This window comes from Marinobacter sp. NSM, assembly GCF_052380025.1.
In the GTDB taxonomy this organism is placed as follows: domain Bacteria; phylum Pseudomonadota; class Gammaproteobacteria; order Pseudomonadales; family Oleiphilaceae; genus Marinobacter.
In genome coordinates this window covers 1-24,739 of record NZ_JBQTCK010000002.1, presented here as the reverse complement: position 1 = coordinate 24,739, position 24,739 = coordinate 1, and the positions used below count along the sequence as shown (strand labels likewise).

General features: G+C 58.7%; 24 protein-coding genes. 8 read left to right on the top strand and 16 right to left on the bottom strand.

Annotated elements, in window-relative coordinates; all coding sequences use genetic code 11:
* Positions 1-503: 503 nt before the first annotated feature.
* The 5 genes from ACTZWX_RS04190 to dksA are packed head-to-tail and all read right to left on the bottom strand — an operon-like array spanning position 504 to position 6,448.
* Positions 504-1,901 (bottom strand): sigma-54-dependent transcriptional regulator, encoded by a 1,398-nt coding sequence (locus tag ACTZWX_RS04190; protein WP_152437239.1) that lies wholly within the window; start codon positions 1,899-1,901, stop codon positions 504-506.
* 7 nt (positions 1,902-1,908) lie between these two features.
* On the bottom strand, positions 1,909-4,872 hold the full coding sequence (locus ACTZWX_RS04185; RefSeq protein ID WP_444712868.1) for an ATP-binding protein: 2,964 nt from the start codon (positions 4,870-4,872) through the stop codon (positions 1,909-1,911).
* On the bottom strand, positions 4,862-5,038 hold the full coding sequence (locus ACTZWX_RS04180; protein ID WP_058090701.1) for a hypothetical protein: 177 nt from the start codon (positions 5,036-5,038) through the stop codon (positions 4,862-4,864). The genes ACTZWX_RS04185 and ACTZWX_RS04180 overlap by 11 nt, the downstream gene beginning before the upstream one ends.
* Positions 5,039-5,042: 4 nt before the next feature.
* The gene (gene gluQRS / locus ACTZWX_RS04175) at positions 5,043-5,960 is read right to left on the bottom strand and encodes a tRNA glutamyl-Q(34) synthetase GluQRS (protein WP_152437241.1); all 918 of its coding nucleotides are present in this window, start codon (positions 5,958-5,960) and stop codon (positions 5,043-5,045) included.
* 47 nt (positions 5,961-6,007) lie between these two features.
* Positions 6,008-6,448, bottom strand: a complete 441-nt coding sequence (gene dksA / locus ACTZWX_RS04170) for an RNA polymerase-binding protein DksA (protein ID WP_058090703.1) — start codon at positions 6,446-6,448, stop codon at positions 6,008-6,010.
* Positions 6,449-6,625: 177 nt separating this feature from the next.
* Here dksA and sfsA point away from each other — a divergent pair, with 177 nt between their 5' ends.
* A complete protein-coding gene (sfsA, locus tag ACTZWX_RS04165) occupies positions 6,626-7,357 on the top strand; it encodes a DNA/RNA nuclease SfsA (protein WP_444712867.1) in 732 nt (243 codons plus the stop codon).
* On the opposite strand, the gene ACTZWX_RS04160 is transcribed toward sfsA, so the two are convergent.
* The 3 genes from ACTZWX_RS04160 to ACTZWX_RS04150 are packed head-to-tail and all read right to left on the bottom strand — an operon-like array spanning position 7,341 to position 9,707.
* Positions 7,341-7,712, bottom strand: coding sequence for a Rieske (2Fe-2S) protein (locus ACTZWX_RS04160; protein WP_444712866.1), 372 nt, complete (start codon positions 7,710-7,712; stop codon positions 7,341-7,343). The genes sfsA and ACTZWX_RS04160 overlap by 17 nt on opposite strands.
* On the bottom strand, positions 7,709-8,077 hold the full coding sequence (locus tag ACTZWX_RS04155) for a pentapeptide repeat-containing protein (RefSeq protein WP_058090706.1): 369 nt from the start codon (positions 8,075-8,077) through the stop codon (positions 7,709-7,711). The genes ACTZWX_RS04160 and ACTZWX_RS04155 overlap by 4 nt, the downstream gene beginning before the upstream one ends.
* 43 nt (positions 8,078-8,120) lie before the next feature.
* Positions 8,121-9,707 carry a bifunctional aminoglycoside phosphotransferase/ATP-binding protein gene (locus ACTZWX_RS04150; protein WP_444712865.1) on the bottom strand — a complete coding sequence of 529 codons (1,587 nt, stop codon included), beginning with the start codon at positions 9,705-9,707 and terminating at the stop codon, positions 8,121-8,123.
* A 133-nt stretch (positions 9,708-9,840) separates the two neighbouring features.
* On the opposite strand from ACTZWX_RS04150, the gene mrcB reads away from it, so the two are divergent.
* Together mrcB and ACTZWX_RS04140 are read left to right on the top strand one after the other, a co-directional pair.
* Positions 9,841-12,159, top strand: a complete 2,319-nt coding sequence (gene mrcB / locus ACTZWX_RS04145) for a penicillin-binding protein 1B (protein WP_444712864.1) — start codon at positions 9,841-9,843, stop codon at positions 12,157-12,159.
* Positions 12,156-12,737 carry a tetratricopeptide repeat protein gene (locus ACTZWX_RS04140; RefSeq protein ID WP_444712863.1) on the top strand — a complete coding sequence of 194 codons (582 nt, stop codon included), beginning with the start codon at positions 12,156-12,158 and terminating at the stop codon, positions 12,735-12,737. The genes mrcB and ACTZWX_RS04140 overlap by 4 nt, the downstream gene beginning before the upstream one ends.
* 60 nt (positions 12,738-12,797) lie before the next feature.
* Here the strand turns inward: ACTZWX_RS04140 and hemL are convergent, their stop codons facing one another.
* Genes hemL through ACTZWX_RS04115 form a run of 5 tightly spaced genes read right to left on the bottom strand, consistent with a single transcriptional unit; the run spans position 12,798 to position 17,751 of the window.
* Positions 12,798-14,078 carry a glutamate-1-semialdehyde 2,1-aminomutase gene (hemL, locus tag ACTZWX_RS04135; protein ID WP_444712862.1) on the bottom strand — a complete coding sequence of 427 codons (1,281 nt, stop codon included), beginning with the start codon at positions 14,076-14,078 and terminating at the stop codon, positions 12,798-12,800.
* Between the two features lie 12 nt (positions 14,079-14,090).
* Positions 14,091-14,759 carry a thiamine phosphate synthase gene (gene thiE / locus ACTZWX_RS04130; RefSeq protein WP_444712861.1) on the bottom strand — a complete coding sequence of 223 codons (669 nt, stop codon included), beginning with the start codon at positions 14,757-14,759 and terminating at the stop codon, positions 14,091-14,093.
* Entirely contained in the window at positions 14,747-15,553 is an 807-nt protein-coding gene (thiD, locus tag ACTZWX_RS04125; protein WP_444712860.1) for a bifunctional hydroxymethylpyrimidine kinase/phosphomethylpyrimidine kinase, read from the bottom strand. Before thiD ends, thiE begins: the two co-directional genes overlap by 13 nt.
* On the bottom strand, positions 15,550-15,972 hold the full coding sequence (gene hemJ / locus ACTZWX_RS04120) for a protoporphyrinogen oxidase HemJ (RefSeq protein ID WP_061333554.1): 423 nt from the start codon (positions 15,970-15,972) through the stop codon (positions 15,550-15,552). The genes thiD and hemJ overlap by 4 nt, the downstream gene beginning before the upstream one ends.
* A gap of 3 nt (positions 15,973-15,975) precedes the next feature.
* Complete coding sequence (locus ACTZWX_RS04115) at positions 15,976-17,751, bottom strand: chloride channel protein (RefSeq protein ID WP_444712859.1); 1,776 nt, start codon at positions 17,749-17,751, stop codon at positions 15,976-15,978.
* A 144-nt stretch (positions 17,752-17,895) separates the two neighbouring features.
* On the opposite strand from ACTZWX_RS04115, the gene argC reads away from it, so the two are divergent.
* The 4 genes from argC to erpA all read left to right on the top strand — a co-directional run bounded on the left by argC (position 17,896) and on the right by erpA (position 20,548).
* Complete coding sequence (gene argC / locus ACTZWX_RS04110; protein ID WP_444713409.1) at positions 17,896-18,933, top strand: N-acetyl-gamma-glutamyl-phosphate reductase; 1,038 nt, start codon at positions 17,896-17,898, stop codon at positions 18,931-18,933.
* Between the two features lie 12 nt (positions 18,934-18,945).
* Complete coding sequence (locus ACTZWX_RS04105; protein ID WP_072678571.1) at positions 18,946-19,686, top strand: DUF6776 family protein; 741 nt, start codon at positions 18,946-18,948, stop codon at positions 19,684-19,686.
* Positions 19,687-19,689: 3 nt separating this feature from the next.
* Positions 19,690-20,133 (top strand): bactofilin family protein, encoded by a 444-nt coding sequence (locus ACTZWX_RS04100; protein ID WP_444712858.1) that lies wholly within the window; start codon positions 19,690-19,692, stop codon positions 20,131-20,133.
* 61 nt (positions 20,134-20,194) lie between these two features.
* Complete coding sequence (erpA, locus tag ACTZWX_RS04095; RefSeq protein WP_061333558.1) at positions 20,195-20,548, top strand: iron-sulfur cluster insertion protein ErpA; 354 nt, start codon at positions 20,195-20,197, stop codon at positions 20,546-20,548.
* A 4-nt stretch (positions 20,549-20,552) separates the two neighbouring features.
* On the opposite strand, the gene ACTZWX_RS04090 is transcribed toward erpA, so the two are convergent.
* Together ACTZWX_RS04090 and ACTZWX_RS04085 are read right to left on the bottom strand one after the other, a co-directional pair.
* The gene (locus tag ACTZWX_RS04090) at positions 20,553-21,653 is read right to left on the bottom strand and encodes an anhydro-N-acetylmuramic acid kinase (RefSeq protein ID WP_444712857.1); all 1,101 of its coding nucleotides are present in this window, start codon (positions 21,651-21,653) and stop codon (positions 20,553-20,555) included.
* A 2-nt stretch (positions 21,654-21,655) separates the two neighbouring features.
* On the bottom strand, positions 21,656-23,047 hold the full coding sequence (locus tag ACTZWX_RS04085) for an OapA family protein (protein WP_444712856.1): 1,392 nt from the start codon (positions 23,045-23,047) through the stop codon (positions 21,656-21,658).
* Positions 23,048-23,360: 313 nt separating this feature from the next.
* Between ACTZWX_RS04085 and tyrS the strand changes: the two genes are divergently transcribed.
* Complete coding sequence (gene tyrS / locus ACTZWX_RS04080; RefSeq protein WP_072678568.1) at positions 23,361-24,563, top strand: tyrosine--tRNA ligase; 1,203 nt, start codon at positions 23,361-23,363, stop codon at positions 24,561-24,563.
* Here tyrS and ACTZWX_RS04075 read toward each other — a convergent pair.
* The coding region (locus ACTZWX_RS04075) for a hypothetical protein (RefSeq protein WP_444712855.1) at positions 24,550-24,739 on the bottom strand (190 nt) is incomplete at its 5' end. The two genes, tyrS and ACTZWX_RS04075, sit on opposite strands and share 14 nt — an antisense overlap.

The following is a 24,739-nucleotide window of genomic DNA, read 5'->3' as shown; positions in this document are numbered from 1 at the left end:
GTTGCCGGGATTCTTTTTGATTTTTCTACCCCACCGTGTGTCCCAACAGTAAGGACATTAAATAATGCAAACGGAAAGCTTTGAATACACAGAGCGGTCAGGAGCAACGTGCGGGCTATGTTGGTAGGTGCAGTGCCGCTTCGGGAGCGATTCTTGTCTACATCTACAACTCGCACATGCCTGGGGACCACTAAAAAGCAAAGTACCCAAAACACTCAGTTCGCTTGCGCCCTATTTTTGTTTTTGTTGATGGACGCTCGTGCAGCTTTTTGTTCTTGTTTTGACGCTGCGGTGTCACTCTTGTTTTTGTTGTTGTGCGCTAAAAAGAGTGCGAAGGCTGTGCCAGTTTTTGAAATTCTTTAATTAACATAGGGTTATCTTTCAGTAAGAAATAAGTGTTACCCCGTATAGGTCTAAAGTGTTACCTGCCTCACGTTACTTTGGCGTGAATTGTTACCTTGGGGAACGTGAGGTAACAAGTGATCCGGGGTTCATTTCTTGGTTCAGGAACTTTTTTTGCGGGGAATGCCCAAACGCTGGCGCCGTTCCCACAGAGATTTCCGGCTGATGCCCAGTTTCTGAGCCAGCTCGGTTTCGCTCATCCGGTCCTGGTTCTCCAGCACAAAATGCTGAAAGTAGTCTTCCAGAGACAGGTCGTTGGCGGAGTCTGGCTCGCGGGTGCGGGTCTGCTCGTTGTTGCCTTCTACCAGAGTTTCGGGAATGTATTCGTCACTGCCCTCGTTATCGAGGTCCAGCACTGAGGGGGTGATGATGTCTCCGTCCGTGAGAATGGAGGCCCGTTCGATGGCATTCTCCAGCTCCCGCACGTTACCTGGCCAGCGGCACCGCTCCAGCGCCTGCATGGCCTCCGGGCTGAGACTGAGCTCCGGCCGTCCGAGCTTCTCTGCCTGCCGTTTAAGGAAACGGCGGGCCAGGCCCAGAATGTCTGACCGGCGTTCTCGCAGGGGCGGAATTCGGATTTGCATTACGTTAAGCCGGTAATACAGGTCTTCCCGGAATTCTCCGGTGCGGGTCATGGCCTTCAGGTTGCGGTGGGTTGCGGCAATCATGCGCACATCGACTTTCCGGCTCTGGGTGGAGCCGACCTTGCGGATCTCGCTTTCCTGCAGCACCCGCAGTAGCCGGGCCTGGGCTTCCGCTGGCAGTTCTCCTATCTCATCAAGGAACAGGCTGCCGCCATCGGCGGCTTCAATCAGACCGGTACGGGCGGATACGGCGCCGGTGAAGGCGCCTTTCTCATGGCCGAACAACTCCGATTCAATCAGGCTTTCGGGGATGGCGGCGCAGTTTACTGAAATCAGCGGCTTGGTAGCCCGGGGGCTGAGCAGATGCAGGGCTCTGGCCGCCAACTCCTTACCGGTGCCGGACTCGCCCTGTATCAGGACGGTGGTTTCGGTCGGGGCCACCTTGCGAATCAGCGTGAACACCTTCTGCATGGGCTCGCACTGGCCGTACATGATGGCTGCCGGGTCGGATTCGGTCGCCTGGTGCTGCCCGGTGCTCTCGCCACTGCCGGGCTCAGCAGGCTGCGTACTCTGGCGGGCCAGGATGTTCTCCACGGCTGCGAGCATTTCATCGTGATCAAAGGGCTTGGCGATGTAGTCCACGGCGCCGAGTTTCATGGAATCCACGGCGGAGCGCAGGCTGGCGTAGCTGGTCATGATCAGCACCGGGGTGTTGGGCGCCCGGTTGATCATCTCGGTACCCGCCGCGCCGGGCAGGCGCAGATCTGTGATGATCAAGTCAAAGCCGTCCGGTTCCAGGTTGTCCGCTTCCTCAACGGAGACGGCATCCGCCACCTCGTAACCGGCGTGCTGTAGAAGCTTGCGGACCGCGGAGCGGATAATGTCTTCATCTTCAACTATCAGAATACGGGGCATATCGCGTTCACGACCTTTCGTTCGGGGTGCTGTTGCCGGTATCGGTGTCTGGCTCGTAGGCGGGCAGGCGTAACCTTACACAGGTTCCCCGCTGGCGTTCGGTATCGGCCGGGCTTTCCACTTGTACGTTGCCATAGTGTTCTTCAACAATGCTGTACACCAGCGAAAGCCCAAGGCCCGTGCCTTTGTTCGGTGCTTTGGTGGTGTAAAACGGTTCAAAGATATGGTCCAGCTGGTCAGCGGGAATGCCGGTGCCTTCGTCAATCACTTCGATGATAGCGGAGTAGCCATCGCCCTTTCCACTGACCCGAATGGTGCCGCCGTCTGGCGAGGCATCACGGGCGTTGGCCAGCAGGTTGACGAAGACCTGCACCAGGCGTTGCTCATCCCCCAGTATCTGCAGGTTTGCCGGGCACTCATTCATGTACCGGATGCCCATACCCTTGTCACTCAGCGACAACAGGTTGATGGATTCTTCCACGCAGCGGTGGATACTGACCGGCTCATAGCGGTTGGCATGGGCGTGGTTGCCCGTTCGGGCAAAGTTCATCAGTGACTGAAGAATGGCGGAGATGCGTCGGGTTTGCTGCTGTATCTGGTCTGCGGTTTCCAGGATGGACGGGTCGTCGGTTTCAAGTTTCAGGTTCTGGGCCAACGACGAAATACCGGTGACCGGGTTGCCAATCTCGTGGGCAACACCTGCGGCCAGCCGGCCCACGGAGGCCAGCCGTTCACTGTGCATCAGCTCGTCTTCCAGCAACCGGGTTTCGGTCTGGTCTTCCACCAGAATGATAGAGCCACCCTCTGGATGGTCTGGCCCGCTCAGGGCGGCCTTATGAAGGTTCAGCCAGTGGGGCTTGCCGCGCAGGTCCAGCCGGTGTTTGTAACGGTGCAGGTCGTCGCCCCGGTTGAAGTCGTCCAGCAGGGTATGCCAGTGCTCCGGCAGAGCCATGAGTTTGGCGCCGACCACCTCGTCGGCAGAAATGCCGGTGAGCGATTCGATGGCGTGGTTCCACATCAGGATTTCGCCATCCTCACCGACAGAGCAGGCGGGTATCGGCAGGTTCTGCAGGGTCTGCCGGTAGTGGCGCCGCAAGTTGTCGAGCTCCCCCGCCAGGCCGGTAAGCTGGTTCTGGTAGTCGCCCAGCGCCCGTTCCACGTAGCGGATGTCCTGGCCGGTGCCGCCGTGGGTCAGGGGTTTGAAGCCCAGATGGCGTTTGACAATATCCCGGGCCACGGCAGGGCCCAGCAAGCCCGACAGGTTGATTTCAACCTGATCCCGCAGGCGCCTGAGCTGGTAGGGGCGAAACTCCACGTTGGGCAGCTTTAATTGCCCCAGTGCGCGCTCCACTTCCCGCCGGGCCACGATCGGGCCCAGCGGGTCGGTCAGGTGTTGAACGAAGTCGTTGGAAGATGTTGCCAGCAGTTCCCTACGCTGTGGGCGAGACAGCGCACCCAGGGAGCAGGCCTGTGCCGCGCTGGTTTCTTCCGGAGACGCGGGGCTCAGGATGGAGACCAGTGCAAACACCGAAATGTTGGCCGTCAGGCTGATGAACGTGAACAGATGCCAGTTGTCATAACCCGGAGTGACCGGAAGGTCCAGCCAGGACAGCAGGTCGGCGGCGTAGGAAAACGGCAGCACCAGGGTGGTCATCCAGATGGCCAGGCCGGTCAGCAGCCCGGCGATCAGGCCGCGCCGGTTGCCCTCCGGCCAGTAGATAACGCCGAGGGCGCCTGGTAGCAGTTGCAAGGTGCCGGAGAGCGAGATTGCTCCGAGGATGGACAGGTCCAGGTTCTGGCCAATGGTTTCGTGGAACAGCAGCGCCAGAAACAGGATAACGGCAATGAGCAGGCGTTTTACCCACTGCAGCCACTGATAGATGTCGCCCTGGTCTTTGGGGGTTTTCAGGGGCAGCACAACATGGTTGAGAACCATACCCGACAGCGCCAGGGTGCTAACGATCATCAGCCCGCTGGCGGCGGAAAGCCCTGCAATATACATCAACAGTGTTAGCGCTGGGCTCTCCAGTGCCTGGGCCACCCCGATACTGAAAAACGCCTGGGGCACAACAACACCCAGGGCCTGACCGGCCCAGACAATCAGGGGCACAGGCAGGCCAAGCAGCAGCAGATACAGGGGCAGGCCCCAGCTGGCTTTCGCCAGGGCTCTTGGCGATGGGTTCTCGCTGAAGGTCATATGGTACATGTGCGGCAGGACCAGCGCGGCGGCAAACGACATCAGCAGCAGGGCCCGCCAGCTGCCGTCATTGATCGCCATGGTCATGGTTGCCTCGGGGTGTGAGGCCTGGGCCAACCATTCTTCAAGCCCGTCGGTGCCGCCGAACACACCGAATAACACCACACCACCCAGTACCAGCAGGGCAACCACCTTGACCAGGGAGTCAAAGGCGATGGCCAGCACCAGCCCCTGATGGTTGCCAGAGCTCTGGTGCCGGCGTGCGCCAAAGAGCATGGTGAACAGCACGACGATCAGGCTGAACATCACACTGATGGCTTTGGGTGAGGTGTCAGGCGCGAGCAGGGACGCCGATACCGCAACAGCCTGAATCTGCATGCTCAGCAGCGCCAGAATGGCGGCGGCTGAGCAGAGTGTCACCAGGGTGCCGGCCCACTGGCTGCGATAACGATAGGCAAAGAGGTCAGCCAGGGACGTCAGTTGATAAGCGCGGCCAATGCGCAAGATCGGGTTCAGCAACACCGGTGCCAGCAGAAAGGCCCCGGAGATACCCAGATAGTAAGCCAGAAAGCCGTAACCAGATTCCGCGGCCATGCCGATGGCGCCGTAGACTGCCCAGATACCGGCGTAGACGCCAAGGCTGAGGGTATAAACCAGAGGATGTCGTACCCACTGGCGCAGCAGAGTGCCCCGCTCGGTACTCCAGGCAATGCCGAACAACAGAATCAGGTACAGGAGGCTGGCCAGTAGCAGGCCGCTGGCGCTAAAACTCATTTGGGTCTCGCCGCCATTCGAGCCAGAAGCCGATGGCAATCAGGCCTCCCCAGATCACGTAGGGGCTGTACCAGGCGTTATCTGGTGAGGTCCACCAGTCCAGAATGTTGGGAGAAAAAATATAAATGGCCAGTACCAGCAAAAAGACCAGGCGGTAGATATACATCGGCTCAGTGGTCCGGACGCAAGTGTGTGTCTGGGTTTATACCATGGGCCTGCCGGGATGTCAGGGGGATAGCGTGCCGGCGCCAGTTTTCCCGGCCCCAGGCCAGTACATCGTCCACCGTTGCGTTCAGAAGCGCGGACGGCGGCTGTTGGCCCAGGGCTGCCAGTGCGTTGACCAGGTTGGCTGCGGGCTGTTGGTCATCCAGCGCCGGAGCATGGGTCTGTTTGCTCAGCTTCTGGCCCTGATCGTTCACGATGACGGGAATATGCAGCCACTGCGGTGGCTGGGCGCCAAGAGCACGGAAAATCTGTTGCTGCTGCGCTGTCATGTCCAGTAAGTCGGAGCCCCGCACCACGTGGCTGATGTTCTGGTCGATATCGTCCACCACCACCGCCAGTTGGTAGGCATAGAAGCCCTCCTTACGCAGTAGCACCGGGTCGTCCAGTTCTGCCGCTACTTTCTGTTGCTGATCGCCCAGCAGCAGGTCCTGCCAGTGGCTGAGTTCGTCGGTCAGGGCAAATCGAATAGCGTAGGGGGTATCTCCAGGTGCTGGATGGCCATCTCGGCAGTGGTCCGGATGATAACCGCCGTGCTTTTGGAGCAGTTTTCGGGAGCACCGGCAACGATAGGCTTGATGCCGCGCCAGAAGCTGGCCAATGGCAGCCTGGTAGGCGTCGTGGCGCCGGGATTGAAATCGTACCGGTTCGTCGGGAAACAGCCCGTGGCAATCCAGGGAATGGAGAATCTGGCCGGTGGCCTCGGGGGGCTCCCGTAGCGGGTCCAGGTCTTCGATACGAACCAGCCAGTCGCCACCGGCGGTGCGGGCTTCCAGCCAACTGGCCAGGGCGGTTACAAGGGAGCCGAAATGCAACGGTCCTGTCGGGGAAGGGGCAAAACGCCCACGGTACCGTGGTTGCTCCATAGAGACTCAGTAAGCCGGCTGCTTATGCGGCCGGCTATCGGTAGGGCTCAGATGCCAGTCTGGCGCTCGCGGATTTCTGCCAGGGTTTTGCAGTCGATGCACAGTGTGGCTGTCGGGCGAGCTTCAAGGCGACGAATGCCGATCTCCACGCCGCACTGATCGCAGAAGCCGTAGTCGTCTTTGTCGATGCGGTCGATGGTCTGGTCGATCTTTTTGATCAGCTTGCGCTCGCGATCCCGGGTGCGCAGCTCCAGGCTGAATTCTTCTTCCTGGGTTGCACGGTCACTGGGATCCGCGTAATTTGCGGCGTCTTCCTGCATGTGGTGCATGGTGCGGTCCACTTCTTCCATCAACTCCTGTTTCCATTGCAGGAGCAGATTTTTGAAGTGCTGCAGCATATCAGCACTCATGTAGTCTTCACCCTTTTTCATTTCATAAGGGGTGAAATTGGTAAAACGTTCGCGTGGTTGTTCTGCAGTGTTTGCCATTGAACCCGGCCTCTTGTTTGTACTTCTACAAGAACGCTTTGCTTCCGCCGCGCCAGCACGGTTGCTGCGCGGTTTAACCCTGGATAAAGCATTCGTCCTGAAACGGGAATTTGCGGAAAATAGCAGATTAGTCTCAGGGTGGCCAGCCTTGTGACAACGACTTTTTGCGGAGAGCACATGAAGTTTGCTGAACCTTTGGTGGAAGGGCGGCTGATTCGCCGCTACAAACGCTTCCTTGCCGATGTGCGATTGCCCGATGGCGAGGAAGTGACGGCGCACTGCCCGAACACCGGCTCCATGCTGGGTTGCCAGCCTGATAACGCCAGGGTCTGGCTGAGCCGTAGCGATAATCCCAAGCGCAAGTTGAAGTACACCTGGGAGCTGGTGGAAACCGCTCCGGCGGTATTTGCCTGCGTGAATACCGCCCGTCCCAACGCCCAGGCACGAGAGGCCATTGAAGCCGGGCGGGTACCGGAGCTGGCCGGTTACACAGAGTGCCGGGCAGAAGTGCGATACGGTGATGAGAAAAGCCGGATAGATTTGTTGTTGTCGGGCCATCCGGCGCGGCCAGACGCCTGGGTTGAGGTAAAGAATGTCACTTTGGCGGAAGGTTCGAACGGCTATTTCCCGGATGCGGTGACCGAACGGGGCCAGAAGCACCTGCGGGAACTGATGGCGCAGGTTGCAAAAGGCGACCGGGCGGTACTCTTTTTTGTGGTTAACCACACAGGAATCGACAGGGTGCGCCCGGCGGATCATATTGATGCCCGCTATGGCGAGTTGTTACGCCAGGCGAAGGCCGCCGGGGTCGAGGTGCTGGCTTATCGCGCCGCGCTGTCGGGGCCGGATGGCAACCCGGGAGGCAGGCTGGACCTGACCGAAGTGGTGCCGGTCAGTCTTCAAGCCTGATTTCGATCTGGTCACCGTTCTGGCGTACATCCAGGGCAGTCAGGGCATCGCCCTGGCAGGGCCCGGCAATGCATTCGCCGGTGCCGGGCTTGAACAGCGCGCCGTGGGTCGAGCACTGGATAAACAGGTTGTCGGCGTCCATGAACTTGCCCGGCATCCAGTTCAGTTCGATGCCCAGGTGCGGGCAGAGGTTCAGGTAGGCTTTCGGCTCGCTACCATCCAGAAACACAAAACCGGTCAGGGGCATGCCTTCCGGTTCACGGGCTTTCTGTTTCAGCCGGAATTCAATAAACCGGCCCGAAACCAGATCCGTTGCCGGGCAAACGGTCTGCCAGGGATGGTTCTGTTCCGTCATTTTGGCAGCAGGGCGTAGCGCATGCGGGTGCCGTGGTTCAGTGACATCACGATTTCATCGGCCTCCAGGCGATGGGGGAAATAGCAACCGGAGATCTTGGCGCTGGCGATGCTGGCACCCTCCATCCGGGACTTGGAAAAGTCGATGCCGCGCAGGTCGGCGCCCCGGAAGTAAGCGTGGCGTAAATCCAGCCCCTTGGCGTCGAGGCCACGTAGGTCCAGCCCTCGGAAGTCGCCATGGGCAAAACTGGGCAGCTCGCTCAGTTTTGCTTTCTCGGCATTGAACGCCTTGATGTCTTCGCTGCGCAGTATTTCATACAGCGGGTGATCAATCTGATGCAGTTCGTGTTCCTGAATGTCGTCCATCTCACACCTCGAATGGAATGATGCCAAGCGTACGCAGGTAAGTTTAGACGCTTTGGCTCGGTGGCAAGCCAAAGTGCTGCCGAATTCGGTCTGCGACCGCTTCAGCTACATGCTCCTGATCGGTATGCAGGTGCACCGTGTGGGTTTTCTCCTCCACCGTCAGTGGCTCGAACCAGCTTTGCTGTGCATCCAGCAGTTCTTCGGTGGCTTCCGAGGCATCGCCTTTGCGTTTGCGCACCCACTCCCGCCTAAGCTGTTCCGGGGCCTCGCAGTGCAGCAGGGCAAAGGGCACGCCCTGGGCCTCGGCCACCTTGGCAAAGAGCGTGCGTTCGCGTTCTTTCAGGCAGGCCGCATCCACAATGACGGAAAGCCCGGAGGCCAGCAGGTCCTGGGCCAGATTGGCGAGGTGCTGGTAAGTCTGTTCGGTGACTTCCGGGCTGTACAGGTCCGTGCCAACGCCGGATTTGCTGTCGTCCAGCGGTCCAAGGCCGTGCAACCGTTTGCGCTCAACATCTGAGCGCAGCCTGATCAGGTTCAGCTCGCCGGCCATGGCGGCACTGACGCAGGTTTTGCCGCTGGCTGAAAGCCCGGTGGTGGCCAACAGGTAATGGTTGGGGATCTCGCCGTAATCTTCCGCCAACTGGGCGTAATCCCGGTATCGTTGCATCAGGCCGGCTCTTTCGTCCTCGTCCAGGCTTGGGTTAGCCATGGTGAATAGGGCGATTTTGGCCCGGACCATCGCCCGGTAAGCCTTGTAGAGCGGAAGCAGCGCCAAGGCTTCGAAATCGCCCCGGTATTCCAGATAGCTGTTCAGCACCAGGTTGGCCAGCAGCGGTTCCCGGCGGGATTCCAGGTCCATCAGCAGAAACGCCAGATCGTTGATGACATCAATCCAGCGGAACGGCTCATTGAATTCGATGCAGTCGAACACCGTAACCTGATCGTTGAACACTGTAATATTGGCCAGGTGCAAGTCGCCATGGCATTCCCGCACCATGCCTTTTGCCCGCCGGCTGGCAATCAGCTCCCGGTGCCGCTCGAAGGTGGTTCGGGTCCAGTCTTCCAGATTGTCCAGCTGCAGCAGCAGGGCGTTGTCGTCCAGCATCGGGCGGATCTGGTCGAAATTCTCTTGCATGGCAGCGTACACCGCTTCCGGGGTACCCAGTGGCTTGTCTTCATCAACGGCGGGCAAGCTATCGTGGAACTGCGCTACCTGGCGGGCCAGGTTGGTGAGCATCTCCGGTGGCAGGTCACCGCGCTCCTGGCGCTTGTCGAACAGCTGGTCCTGGTCGAACTGGCGCATGCGGATGGCGTATTCGAAGGCTTCTTCCTCGCCGCCGATAACAGGCTGCTCCGGTGTGCCGGTAATCGGCAAAACGTCCTGGTACAGTTCCGAGGCCAGGCGGCTGTTGAGTCGGAGCTCTTCCTCGCAGAAGTGCTTGCGGCGCGTCAGAGTGGAGAAGTCCAGAAAGCCGAAATCCATCGGTTTTTTGATCTTGTAGGCGTAGCTGCCGGTCAGTAACACCTGTGAAATATGGGTTTCAATGACCTGGAAGCCCTGTACCGGGTGGTCATACAGTGCCGGGTTTTGCAGTGCCTTGATCAGTGTTTCCGATGGGGTCTCGCTCACGGTGTGCTCCTGGTTCCCTGAACTCATTGATTTTTATCGCTCTGTTCTGATTGGCCTACTATAACGGGTGGATTACAGAAATAACACACAACAGACCTGCCGAAGGGGTTGCCCGCTTCGTTATAATCCGGCCATGACCAAATCTCGTTCCTCCCGTAAAAAATCCTATAAATCCAGACCGGTGCGCAAACGCAGCGGTTTCTGGCGTCTCCTGTTTCGTGCCGGGGCCCTGGGTCTGGTGCTTCTGGCCGGCTGGATGGTGTACCTGGACGCGGTAGTCACCTCCCGCTTTGAGGGGCGACGTTTTGAAGTGCCGTCCCGTGTCTACGCCCGGCCACTAGAGCTCTACGATGGCGCGAGCGTGAGCGCATCAGGTCTCGCCCGTGAGCTGGAGCTGGCGGGCTACCGGGCCGGAGATGGCGTTCGCGCAGGCACCTATCAGCGTAATGGCGGGCGCTTTGTGATCAGCGCCCGTGGTTTCAGGTTCCCCGATGGTGAGGAGCCCCGGCGCCGGTTGTCGCTGCTGGTATCCGGGGACCGTATCCAGTCGTTTTCGGTCGTAGCGGGCCCGGATTCCCCGATTGTCCGGCTGGAACCTGCCCAGATTGGGGGTATCTACCCCACCCACCGGGAGGACCGGGTGCTGGTTCGGCTTGACGAGGTGCCGGAGCTGTTGCCCCTGGGCCTAATGGCGATTGAAGATCGGCAGTTCTACGAACATCACGGCGTTGCGCCTTCGTCTATCGCCCGGGCCATGCTGGCAAACATCAAGGCGGGGCAGATAGTGCAGGGTGGCAGTACCCTGACCCAGCAGTTGGTGAAGAACTTCTTCCTGACCCGAGACCAGACACTGGTGCGCAAGGGTAACGAAGCCCTGATGTCGGTTTTGCTGGAATGGCACTACGAGAAAGACGACATTCTGGAAACCTATCTGAACGAGGTCTACCTAGGCCAGGCCGGCAACCGCAGCATCAACGGCTTTGGCCTGGCCAGCCAGTTTTTCTTTGGCGAGCCCCTGAAAGACCTGGACGTTCATCAGATTGCCCTGTTGATCGGCATGGTGAAAGGCCCCAGCTACTACAACCCGCGCCGCCACCCGGAGCGGGCCAAGGCCCGGCGTGACCTAGTGCTGTCAGAAATGGCTGAGGCCGGGCTGATCAGCGCTGATGATACAGCCCGGGCCATCCGCCAGCCCCTGGGGGTGAGCGCCAGGCCCTCTTATACCGATAACCGTTATCCAGCATACATTGACCTGGTGCGCCGGCACCTGGCTCGAGATTACCGGGAAGAAGACCTGCAGAGTGAAGGCTTGCGCATATTCACCACCCTGGCCCCGGCGGTTCAGGGGGCGTCAGAAAAGGCGGTTCGCGATACCCTGCCCAGGCTGGCCCGTGGCGACACCCGCGAGGCCCTGGAGGCAGCTCTGGTGGTCACCGCGAAGGACACCGGCGAGGTTTTGGCGCTGGTGGGCGGCAAAGCCCCTGAGTTTGCCGGCTTCAACCGTGCCGTAGACGCCCGCCGGCCCATTGGCTCGCTGATCAAGCCGTTCACCTATCTGGCAGCCCTGGAACAGGCTGACCGGTATACCTTGATTACCCCGGTTCAGGATCGCGCGTTTACCCTGGAGTTTGACGACGGCCGGTTGTGGCAGCCCAAGAACTTTGATAGGGAGGAGCGTGGCGAAGTGCCCCTGCACCTGGCCCTGTCCCGGTCCTACAACCTCCCGGCAGTGCGGGTAGGGCTGGATGTCGGCATCCCGCGCGTGCAGGAAGTATTAAGGGCGTTTGGGGTGACCACACCGATTTCGGACTATCCCTCGCTGCTGCTTGGCTCTATGTCGTTGGCGCCGGTGGAAGTGGCCCAGCTCTACCAGGGGCTGGCTACCTCCGGTTTCAACACACCCTTGCGGACCATCCGGGAAGTGACCGATGCCCGCAACGAGCCGTTATCGCGCTATAACCTGAAAGTCGACCGGGTTGCCGACCCCGCTGCGGTGCACCTGGTGCAGTACGCCATGCAGGAAACCATGCAAGAGGGTACCGGCCGCTCAGCTTATCGGACCCTGCCAGATCGACTGACACTGGCTGGAAAGACCGGCACAACAGACCAGGGTCGGGACTCCTGGTTCGCCGGGTTCAGTGGTGATTATCTAGCGGTGGCCTGGGTGGGGCGTGACGATAACGGCCCCACGGTATTGACCGGCGCCTCTGGCGCCTTGCCGGTGTGGTCTGCAATGATGGCGCAGTTGCCACAGCATGGCTTTTCACCGGTCATGCCGGACGGTGTCCAGTATCATTGGGTCAATGCCCGGGAGCAGGCATTGACGGGAGAGCGGTGTGAGGATGCCCGTCTGGTGCCCTTTATCGCCGGCAGTGAGCCCCGGCAGCGCCTGGACTGCGAAGGGCAGTTCGGCCGGCAAATACGCAGTTGGTTTGAAGGATTGTTCCGATGAATAAAACAACGATTACCCGCGCCGGTTGCCTGGCTATGGCGCTGGGCCTTGCAGGCTGCGCCGGCGGCCCCGGCGGTGGCTCCATCTACGTACCTACGGGCGGCGATGATCGCTCGAGTGCGCCGGAACCGCCAAGGACCGCAGAGCCGCACAAAGAGTCTGAGCCCCGGGTATGGCGCAAGAGCGAGCAGCCCAAGGTGAGTGAGCCGGAGGCGCCCGCTACCCGCTCGCCCAGTTATCGGGAGTCCGGTGACGAGCTGCCGGCCGCAGCGGTTAGTCTGATTCGTGATGCCGACCAGCGCCTGGCGCAGGGGGATTCTGCCGGCGCCATCGCCCGTCTGGAGCGGGCGCAACGCATAGCGCCTCGTTCCTCAGAGGTTTATTTCAAGCTGGCGGAAGCCTATGTGTCTGGTGACAATCTGGGGGCGGCAGAACAGTTCACCCTGAAAGGTCTGTCGCTGGCGGGCAACGATTCGAGAATGCAGCGTTCGGGGTGGTTGTTGCTGGCGGACATTCGCCGGGCCAGAGGCAACGTGGCCGGGGCCGATCAGGCTGAGGCCCGCGCCGGGGCGTTGTGATAGAAGAATGCCAGGAGATCAAAGGCCGTCCCTGGCCTTTGTTGGGATAACTCCCCCTGGTTAAAGAGCCGCCATGACTTTCCGTGCGGCTGCCAGGGTGAACTCAATGTCTTCATCGCTGAGTGCTGCGGTGGTAAAGCCCGCTTCGAAGGCGGAGGGCGCAAGGTAGATGCCTTCCTTCAGCATTCCCTGGAAGAACTTCTTGAAACGTTCCACATCGCACGCCATCACCTGTTCGAAGGTGGTTACCGAGGGCTCGCTGGTAAAGAAGAATCCGAACATGGCGCCGGCGGACTGGACGGTCAGCGGGATGCCGGCTTCGTCGGCGGCGGCTTTGAGTCCGTCGCGTACCTTGTTGGTTTTCTCCGTCAGCTTATCGTGGAAGCCGGGCTCAGAAATGGCGTTCAGGGTGGTCAGGCCCGCAGTCATGGCCAGGGGGTTGCCGCTCAGGGTGCCGGCCTGGTAGACCGGACCCAGTGGAGAAATGTGCTCCATGATTTCCCGCTTGCCGCCAAAAGCACCCACCGGCAAGCCGCCACCGATCACTTTGCCCAGGGCGGTCAAGTCCGGCGTTACGCCGTAGAAGCCTTGGGCGCCGCCGAGTGACACCCGGAAGCCGGTCATTACTTCATCAAAAATCAGCACCGTGCCGTGTTCATCGCAGACTTCCCGCAACCCTTCCAGGAACCCGGGTACCGGCGGAATGCAGTTCATGTTGCCGGCAACAGGTTCGACAATAATAGCTGCCACCTGATCGCCAATTTCCTTGAAGGTTTCCCTCACCTGATCGATGTCGTTGTAGTCCAGGGTGATGGTATGTTCGGCCAGGCTGGCGGGAATGCCCGGGGAATTGGGCACGCCCAGGGTAAGAGCGCCGGAGCCAGCTTTCACCAGCAACGAATCCACGTGGCCGTGGTAGCAACCTTCAAATTTCACAATCTTGTCCCGGCCGGTGTAGCCACGAGCCAGGCGAATGGCGCTCATGGTGGCTTCGGTGCCGGAGTTAACCATGCGTACCAGTTCAATGGAGGGCACCAGCTCACACACTTTCTTCGCCATCTCGGTTTCGATGGCGGTAGGGGCGCCATAGCCCACACCCAGATCCACCTGGGCGTGCAGGGCCGCTTTAATGCGCGGGTTTGAGTGGCCAAGGATCATCGGGCCCCAGGAGCCGATAAAGTCAATGTATCGGCGGTCATCTTCGTCATACAGATAAGCGCCTTCGGCATGCTTGAAGAAAACCGGAGTACCGCCAACACCGCGGAAGGCCCGCACCGGTGAATTTACGCCGCCCGGAATGTATTTCTGGGCCTGTTCGAATAGCGTTTCAGAGTGAGTCACGGATAGCTCCTGTCAGTTTGAAGATGAGAAAAGAGGGTGATGCCTGGCCACCAGCCGGGTAAAGGTGTCCGCTCTGTGCCTGATGTCCTCCGGAGTGCCGCCAAACAGACCGCCCACTACCGCAATCAGGTCTGCGCCGGCACAGATCAGGGCTTCGGCGTTGTCGGTGGTGATGCCGCCAATCGCGGTAATCGGAAGCGCCAGCGCTCTGGCTTCCGTCAATACACTCGTTTCTGCAGGTGGTGCACCGGGTTTGGTGGCCGAGTTGTAGAACCGGCCAAACGCCAGGTAGTCGGCCCCTGCCGCCTTGGCGTTGCGGGCAAGGTCCAGCCGATGGTGGCAGGTAATGCCGATGATGGCCTCTGGCCCCAGAACACGCCGGGCGTCGGCCAGGGTGCAATCGTCCTGGCCCAGGTGCACGCCCGCAGCGCCCACCCGCAGGGCCAGTTCCGGGTCATCGTTAATCAGCAGGGGCACGACGGCCTGGCGGCACAGGGCGTTCAGCTCCGTTGCCTGGCGCAATCGCTCGGCACTGGTGCCTGCCTTGTCGCGGTACTGTACCAATGTCGCTCCGCCCTGCAATGCCGCTTCCACGGCGGCAATCAGTTGATCTGCCGGGGTCAGTGCGTTATCGGTAATGGCATACAGGCCAGGTTTTAGTATCCGGTTCAGCGTTCCCACAGAATGCCCCGGTCGGGAACCCGTTGGCCTTTGCCTACGTTCAGCGCGTGCAGAAGGGCACGATGAACGTAGTTCTGCGCCTGGGAGATTGATGCCCTGGCCGACAACCCACTGGCGCGCCCGGCCGCAATGGCGGCGGCCAGCGTACAACCGGTGCCGTGGAACTCATTGGCACCGACCCTTTCCACTTCCCAGTGCATGGGTTCCGGGGCGTGGTTGTACAGGGTATTGACGATATGGATACCCGTGCCATGGCCACCGGTGGCCAGTACCGATTGGCAGCCGGCGTCAATCAGGTTTCTGGCGGCCTGGTCAGGATCACCACTGCCACCCAATTGGGCCAGTTCAACGCCATTGGGGGTGATCATTTCCGCCCTGGGGAACAGCCGGGTTTTCATCGCCTGAACCAGCGCTTCATCGGCAAGATCGCCGCCGCCTGCGGCCTTGATGACCGGGTCGACAATCAGCGGTAACTCCGGCTGGCTGTCAAGAAACTCAACCAGCACATCGACCACATCGGCATTGCCCAGGGCACCGGTCTTGATGGCATGGATGGGCACATCTGCTGCCAGGCACTGCATTTGTTGCCGGATCAGCTCAGCGTTGACAGGCTCGGCGCCATACACGTTGTTGGTGTCCTGCACGGTCAGGCAGGTCAGCACTGGCAGGGGGTGCCCGCCAAGGGAGGTAATCGCCTGGATATCGGCCTGAATGCCGGCACCACCGGAGGGGTCCAGCCCAGACAGCACCAGAACATGGGGGCGGGTGTAGCTATTAATGGTTGCTCTCCTCAAAAGGGTTTTACAACAGCCAGAATGACCACCGCTAACAGAATGAATACCGGAACCTCGTTAAACCAGCGATAGAACACGTGGCTGCGGGTATTCTTGTCATCCCGGAAGACTTTCACCAAGTGGCCGCAATAGAAATGGTAGACGACCAGCAGCGCGACCAGAGCTAGTTTGGCGTGCATCCAGCCCATGCTGAAATAACCGGACACATTGTAACTGAGTAACCAGATTCCAAAGACCACCGTGGCGATCATCGAAGGTGTTGTTATGCCCCGGTACAGCTTGCGCTCCATGATCTTGAAGCGTTCGCGGCCCGGCTGGTCCTCACAGGCTGCATGGTACACGAACAGTCTGGGCAGATAGAAAATGCCGGCAAACCAGCACACCAGGGAAATGATATGAAACGCCTTGACCCACAACATCCATCAACTCCGTCGGTATTGGTAATAGCTTTCGATATCTGATTGAAGCACGACACCATAAACCCGCTGAATCATCGGGGCTACATGGCGTTGTACGTACAGTGCCTCAGCCTGGGTTGAGTCGAATTCGTTCAGGGCCTCTTCCAGGGTGGCTTGATATTGCACTGGCGCCACATCCCGCCGGTTGGCCGGGATTTCCATCAGGTCGACGGTGTCCGGAGGGGCGACGCCCTCTTCGGCAACCTGTTTTTCGGTGTCTTCCAGGTAGCGGGCAAGATCCACTGCCGGTAGCAGCGCGGTTGGCCCGTTGCTGCCCTCAACCAGCAACCATTTGGGTTCCGACTTCAGTGCCTTGCGGGCCTCATCCGGGGTCAGCTCCCGATCCGTGCGCAAAATGCTCCGGTCCATGATCGCGCCCACCGACACTCGCCTTAACGCCTGGATCACTGGTGAATTCTGGTAACTCAGGCCCTGGTTTTTCAGAATGGTCAGGAACAGGGATTTTTTGCCGAAAGCTTCACTGGTCACCAGGCTGGCGGTGGTGATGATCAGCATGCCAGGCAGAATGATGTTCGGGTTTCGAGTCAGTTCCATCAAGGCCATCAGTGCGGCCAGCGGTGCCTGTAGCACCGCCCCCATCATCGCCCCCATGCCCAGCATGGCGTAAAAGCCCACCGACGATGCCAGCTCGGGGAAGATCTGGGCGCCAATCAGCCCCATCGATCCGCCAAGGGTCGCCCCCATGAAAATGGTCGGGCCGATCACGCCACTTGGCATACCAAGCCCGATAGACAACCCGGTAATCACCAGTTTTGCCACGCCCACGCCAAGCAGCAGCCAGAACCCCAATTCGCCGTGAATGGTTTCGCTGACCGTGTCGTAACCAATACCCATGGTTTCCGGAACCAGGATCGCAAACGGCACCATCAGCAGGCCAGCCACCGTGATACGGAGCAGTACCGGCCGGTGGTGATGGCGCCCCATGTTGTCCACCAGATGGATAAAAGCCGCGGCGGCAATTCCGATGATCACGGCAATCGCGAGGATCCATGGAATTTCCAGCAGAGAGTTCATCGTCAGCGCGGGCACGCTGAAGGCTGGTTCCGAGCCGTAGACGATCTGGGTAATGATGGCGGCACTGACCGCCGCCAGAATAATCGGCGTGAAGCCGGCAATGGTGTACTCCATCATCACCACTTCCATGGCGAAGATCACGCCGGCAATCGGCGTGTTGAAAGACGCCGAGATAGCGGCTGCACAACCGCAGGCCACCAGTGTTCGTATGCTGTTGTTGGGCAGTCTCAGCCATTGCCCGAACAGGCTTGAAAACGCTGCGCCCAGGTGCACCGCAGGGCCCTCCCGTCCAGCCGACTGGCCGGATACTACGGTGGTAACCCCGGCAACAAACTGAACCATGGCGCTTTTGAACGATATGTAGCCCTGATGGTAGTTCAGGCGCTCCATAATGTGGACGATGCCCACCTTGCGATCGTGAATGGACAGTTTGTGCAACAGAATGCCCAGGCCAACGGCACCGGCCAGAGGCAGCAGCCCCCTGGTCAGGATGTCCAGTTGCTCGAAGTTCTCTGAGCCCGCTCCGGGCAGGAGATGTTCCAGCGGCCATTCAATGGCGAGCCGGAACAACAGAATCACCGCGCCCGTGACAATTCCGGATAACAGCCCAAGCACGGCCAGTTGTGGCAGTGCATCGACACCCGACAGTTTCCTCCGGAAAACGGGGATCAGGTTCTCGGTGATCTGTTGCCTGATGTTACGCATGAGCGCCGGGTTCCGGGTCGATGGGCGGGTCCTTCAGAAGGATTCTGACAACATTGTAACCATGGGTCTGCAGGCTGCAATAAGTCCTTGGATTATCATGGTAGACTACCCGGGAATTCTGACCAGACCACGTTGGAGATGAGTGTGATTAAAATAGGCATCGTTGGGGGAACCGGGTACACCGGTGTTGAGCTGTTGCGGATTCTTGCCGTTCATCCGGACGCAGAGGTGAAATGCATCACTTCGCGCTCCGAGGCTGGTATGCCGGTAGCTGACATGTACCCCAATCTGCGAGGGCATTTTGACCTGGCCTTCTCGGAGCCTGATTCGGCGGTGCTGGCACAGTGCGATCTGGTGTACTTTGCCACACCCCATGGGGTTGCCATGCGCATGGTTCCGGAGCTAATGGCCGCCGGCGTTCGTGTGGTAGACCTGTCTGCGGATTTCCGCCTGAAAGACCTGGATGTCTGGGCCAAGTGGTACGGCATGCCCCATGAAACCCCGGAGTGGGCACAAAAAGCGGTTTATGGTCTGCCTGAGGTGGCACGTGACTCGATTCGCCAGGCCCAGTTGGTTGCCAACCCTGGTTGTTATCCCACGGCGGTGCAGCTTGGCTTCCTGCCCTTGCTCGAACAGGGGCTGGTTGATCCCACCCGGCTGATTGCCGATGCCAAATCCGGTGCCAGCGGTGCCGGTCGCCAGGGTAACATCGGCATGCTACATGGTGAGATCGGTGAAAGCTTCAAGGCCTACGGTGCCTCCGGGCATCGGCACCTGCCGGAAATCCGCCAGGGCCTGAGTCTGGCAGCTACCGGGCCGGTGGGCGTAACCTTCGTGCCGCACCTGGTACCGATGATTCGGGGTATCGAAGCCACCTTGTACGCGGAGCTGTCCGAGCCGGCGGATTTTGATCGGCTCCAGGCCCTCTACGAAGAGCGCTACAGGGCGGAGCCATTTGTGGATGTCATGCCTTTTGGCAGTCACCCGGAAACCCGCAGTGTTCGCGGCGGCAACCAGTGCCGGATGGCATTGCATCGCCAGGAACAGAGCAATGTGGTGATTGTCTCCTCGGTCATCGACAACCTGGTCAAAGGCGCTGCCGGGCAGGCAGTGCAGAACATGAATATCATGTTTGGTCTTGACGAAACCCAGGGCCTGAAGGCTCCGGCACTTCTTCCTTGAGGGCAATACAAGGTGAGTGATACCCGCAAACCGAACGATGAGTATGTGGTGATCCGCCACCGGCCGGGCTACCGCCTGCGCCGGACGATGATCCTGCTGGCTTTTACCGTGGTTGCCGCCATTGCAGGTTACGCTGCTGGAATGGCGCAGGGCGGGTTCCGGTTTTCATCTGCTGAAGCCTCGAACGAGCAGCTGGCACAGGAGTTGCGCAGTCTGCGGGATCAATTCCGCACCGCGCGGCAGAATCTGGTGAATCTAGAGCGCGGGCGGGCGATCGACGAACAGGCACTACGAGAAGCCAGGAACACCATCGTTGGGCTCGAAACCCGAATATCGGAGTTGGAGGCAGACCTGACGTTCTATCGGAATATCATGGCGCCCTCAGAAACCAGTAAAGGACTGCAGGTTGACAGCTTTACCTTGGCGTCCGCCCGTGGTGATAACACCTATCGGTTCAAGATGGTGCTAACTCAGGTTGGCAATAACAACAGTTTTATTGCCGGGCAGGTGGCCGTGAATATCATAGGCCGGTTGGGCGGTGAGAAAGAAGTGATTGCCTTGCGCGATCTGTCCGATGACATCGAGGATCTGGGGGTCAGGTTCCGGTTTCGGTACTTCCAGGATGTAGAGGGTACCTTGAGCCTTCCCCAAGGCTTTGAGCCCTACGAAATCCAGGTGGTTGCGCAGGCGCAGGGGCGGAATGCCTCACAGGCAGAACGAACATTTGATTGGGCACAGTTAACTGGGAGCTGATACATGCTGGGCAAGAAAAAACAGAAACCGCGCCGTTCCGTTGGCCATTTCGATACCTTGATTTCATCCAGAACAACCATTGAGGGCGATGTACGCTTTTCCGGCGGCTTGCACGTGGATGGCAAAATCAAAGGTCGGGTGCTGGCGGAAGAGGGCAGTGACGCTGTGGTCCGGCTGTCGGAGGTGGGTGAAATTACCGGCGATACCACTGCGCCACATATTATTATCAATGGCAAGGTGAACGGTGACGTGCGCGCCACCAGCCACCTTGAACTGGCAGAGAACGCTGCCATTAACGGTAACGTATACTATCGTCTTATCGAGATGGCCATGGGGGCATCCGTGAACGGTAATCTGGTTCGTCAGGATGAAACCAGCGGCCTGCTGACTCACAATAAAGAGTCTGTGCTGAGCGAGGAGTCAGAGGGTGAGGGTAAATCCGAATAGTTGACTGTTTTAGTCGGGAATACCATAATCCTCTGACCGCTTTATCTCCCGGAGGCATACCTTGAGTGTAGTTCAACAGCAAATAGCCACACCGTTGTTCTTCAGCGACAGCGCTGTTGCCAAGGTTCGCGAGTTGATCGAGGAAGAGGAGAATCCTGATCTCAAACTGCGGGTGTTCGTGACAGGCGGCGGTTGTTCGGGGTTCCAGTACGGGTTTTCGTTCGACGAGAATCAGGAAGACGACGATACCGTCATAGAGCGGGATGGAGTGAAGTTGTTGGTTGATTCCATGAGCTACCAATACCTCGTAGGCGCCACCATTGATTATCAGGAAGGCCTTCAGGGTTCACAATTTGTGGTTCAGAATCCAAACGCCAGTTCCACCTGCGGTTGCGGCAGTTCGTTTTCCATCTGATGCCTCAAGCCGGGTAAATCGCGCCCAGCACCCGCGGGCCTCTGGCGCCGGTCACCTCGGGAAGGTTTCCGGGCTGGCCTTCGAGGGTTTGCCTGGCCAGCCAGGCAAATGCCACCGGCTCTACCCATTGCGGGTCCAACCCCAGATCAGCCGTTGTGGTCAGTGCTACCGACCCCAGTCCGACTCTGAGTTCATTCATCATTAACCGGTTGAACGTTCCGCCGCCGCAGGCGTAAACCGTCATGTTGGCGGACTCCTGTGGCAACTGCTTCAGAACGGTAATCACCGTCAGTTGTAACAGGGTCCGTTGAACGTCTTCTGCAGCCAGATCGGGGAACCGCTGCAGGTGGGTTCTGATCCAGTCAAGGTTGAAGCGCTCCTTGCCGGTGCTTTTCGGAGCTGGCTTGCTGAAATAGGCATCGGAAAGCATGCTGCTCAACAGCTCCGAATGCACAGCGCCCTCGCTTGCCAGGTGTCCGGATTCATCATAGTGACGCCCGGTCTGGTCCAGGCACCAGGCATCAAGCAAGGCATTTGCCGGGCCGGTATCAAAGCCTATCAGCGGTTTGCGGCCAGCGGCTGGAAGCCAGGTGATATTGGCAATTCCTCCAAGATTCAGTATGCAGCGATCCTGCTCGTCCGAGGCAAACAGCCATTGATGGAAGGCCGGAACCAGTGGGGCGCCCTGACCACCAGCGGCCAGGTCTCTGCTGCGAAAATCCGAGACCGTGGTCAGCCCGGTGCTTTCCGCAATACAGGCGGCATTGCCAATCTGAAGTGAGAAGGGGGCAGGGCCGGCAGGTTGGTGGCGTACTGTTTGCCCGTGACTGCCAATGCCTCGAATATCCCGGATTTCCAGGCCGGAGCGCCGGATCAGTTCCTTTGCGGTATGACCAAAGTGGTGGCCCACCAGTGTGTCCAATTCACCGAGTTCGTCAGTGTCTGACTGGTTTCGGGTAGCCAGCAGGAGCCTTTGTCTAAGTGGTTCAGGGTAAGGTAGCGAAAGCGTGGAATGGATATCCAGATGCCGGCCAGTGAAAGACACCAGCACCGCGTCCACTGCGTCCATGCTGGTGCCTGACATCAGGCCGAGCCAGTAGGTCATAATCAGTTGTCCGATGCCAGAGCCAGTTGGCGGCCACTCTCGCGGAAACCATTGAACTGCGCCAGCCGTTGCTCGGTGAATTGGCGAAATCTTGCCATTTCAGCGCTTGGTACGGGCTTGGCGTCGGGCAGTTTCACGGTACGGGAGTTCTTGGCAACGCCATTCACCCGGAACTCGTAATGCAGATGAGGGCCGGTCACCATTCCGGATGAGCCAACATAGCCAATGGTGTCTCCCTGTTTTACCCGGGTGCCATTCTTGATGCCTTTACCCAGTCGACTCATATGAGCATACAGGGTGGTGATATTGTCGCCATGCTGCAAAACCACGGTGCGGCCATAGCCGCCTTTCCAGCCGGCAAACTGCACTCGCCCACTGCCGGCTGCCTTGATCGGTGTGCCCGGGGGCGCGGCATAGTCGGTTCCCTCGTGGGGTCTGACCACGTCCAGTACCGGGTGTCGGCGTTGCAGGTTGAAGGGCGATGACACGCGGGCGTTGATTGGAACTCTCAGAAACGCCTTACGCATACTTTTGCCTTCCGGCGTGTAATAGTCACTCTCGCCGTTGTTGTCTGTGTACAGCAGGGCCACATTCTCAGTACCGCGGTTGATGAAGCGTGCGGAAAGAATCCGACCGGTATCAAATTTTTTACCGTCGATGTACAGCTCTTCGTACACAACTTCGAAGCTGTCACCCTTGCGGACGTCGTAGACAAAGTCGATGTCCCAGCCAAATATTCCGGCCAGTTCCATGGTGAGCCGGTCATTCAGGCCTGCGTCCCTGGCGGCAAGATAGAGGGATCCGTCAATGACGCCGGCGGCAAATGTCGGGCGCGGCTCCGGTTTGCGAACTTCTGTGTTGCCAAGGAAGCCGTTGTCGGCCTTTGAGATCTTGAGAGTTTCCAGGCGGCTGCGTTGCAGCTCTACGGCCACAAGCTGCCCCTCGCTGTCGACACCGAAGCGAATGTCTTCCCCGGCGTATAGGCGCTGAAGCTTGCCTGCTTCGCCCTCACCGTGAATCACCGACAGCATGATGCCATCGTTGAAACCTGCTTTGCGAAACAGCGAAGACAGTGTGTCGCCAGACTTTACACGAAACTCCTGCCAGTCGACCTTCGGGGTATCGGGTTTCGCTGTGCGCTCAGTCTGAGCGATTGGTTCTTCGGCACTTTGCGCTTTGTCCTCTGAGGGCTGAGTGCCGGTGGCTTCCTGTGTCTGGGCGGGCCTGGTGTCTTTCGATGCCGCGCCAGACACCAGGCCCTCTTCGAGGTCAATGGTGTAGGACATGCGCTTGGCTTCGACGTCAGCGCTGGGGCTCATCAGTACAGCCGCAGAGACAACAACCGTCACTGCTGCTGCCAGAGTAATATGTGTTTTGGGGAATGTTTTAAGCACGTGGCTCACCCGTTTTCATCGGTATTCCAGCAAGTTGTACTAGCTAATTAAAGCGCTAGATCAAGTAAAGTCAAACAGATTACCGCATCTGACATTATCAGGACAGTGTCGAACATTACGGTTGAGCGGGTGTCTGGTCGTACAAAACTGCCTGCCGCTGGTATAATGCCTATCCTTTTATTGCTCGGTTTGGTTGAAAACTGAGCAGTCACACTTTAGCAAGGGTGTCGGTTAAACACAGATTTGTTTTGTTGAGGTCTGTAACTGCCGCCGGCAAACCCTGGCACCAAGTCAAACTGGGGACGAAAGGTTCATGGCAACAATTGAGGAAGCGTTGGCCGTTATCAAGCGCGGTATTGACGAGCTGATTCCCGAAGAGGATTTGATTGCAAAGCTTAAAGAAGATCGGCCGCTGAGGATCAAGGCGGGTTTCGATCCGACCGCACCTGATTTGCACCTCGGCCACACCGTGCTAATCAACAAGCTCCGCCAGTTCCAGGATCTTGGCCATGAAATCATCTTCCTTATTGGTGACTTCACGGGAATGATTGGCGATCCAACCGGAAAAAGCGCAACACGTCCTCCTTTAACAGAAGAGCAGGTGCGCAAGAACGCTATTACCTATAAAGAGCAGGTGTTCAAGATTCTGGACCCGGAGAAAACCCGGGTTGTATTCAATTCCGAATGGATGAGCCAGATGAATGCCGCGAGCATGATCCAGCTCGCGGGTCAGTATACGGTTGCACGGATGCTCGAGCGTGATGACTTCACCAAACGTTATAAAGCTGAGCAGCCGATTGCCATTCACGAGTTCCTGTATCCGCTGATTCAGGGCTACGACTCCGTAGCGCTTGAAGCTGATGTGGAGCTTGGTGGTACTGACCAGAAGTTTAATTTGCTGATGGGGCGGATTCTGCAGAAGCATTATGGTCAGGCGCCCCAGGCCATTATTACCGTTCCGATTCTTGAGGGTCTGGATGGTGTGCAGAAGATGTCCAAGTCGTTGGGCAACTATGTTGGGGTCAGTGATTCGCCGGGAGAGATGTACACCAAGCTGTTGTCGATGCCGGATGAGTTGCTGTGGCGTTACTTCGAATTGCTGAGCTTCCGGCCGATGGCGGAAGTGGAACAGTTCCGCGCTGAGGTAGAAGCTGGTGCCAACCCGCAGGACTATAAAAAAATACTGGCTGAAGAGCTGATTACTCGCTTCCATGATGAGGAGGCTGCGAAAACCGCTCACAAGTCTGCCGGCAACCGGGTTGCGCTCGGGGAGATTCCAGAAAACGTACCATTGGTAGAAGTCTCTCTCGAAGGGCAGGATGAAATGCCGATGGCAGCCGTCCTTCGCCTGGCTGGGCTGGTAAAGAATGGCGCTGCTGCCAGAGATGTGCTTGGTCGTGGCGCTGTCTATATAGATGGCAAGCAATTTGAAGGTGATCGCAGGTTTGTCAAAGGTGATGATTGCGTTGTCCAGGCGGGTAAGAAGAAGATTGCTCGGGTTGTCATTGTCGAGTGAAGTAAGGCTGGTTGCGGCCAATTTGAAAAAATTTCAGATTGGCCGTTGACTCCTCGGCAGAGGTCTGTAGAATGCACATCTCGCTTGAGGGGCTGGCCACTGAGAAGGGGTAAAGCTTCGCCGATAACTGCTTGAAAGCACTGAAGAAAAAGTTCAAAAGATTCTTCAGAAAGCGG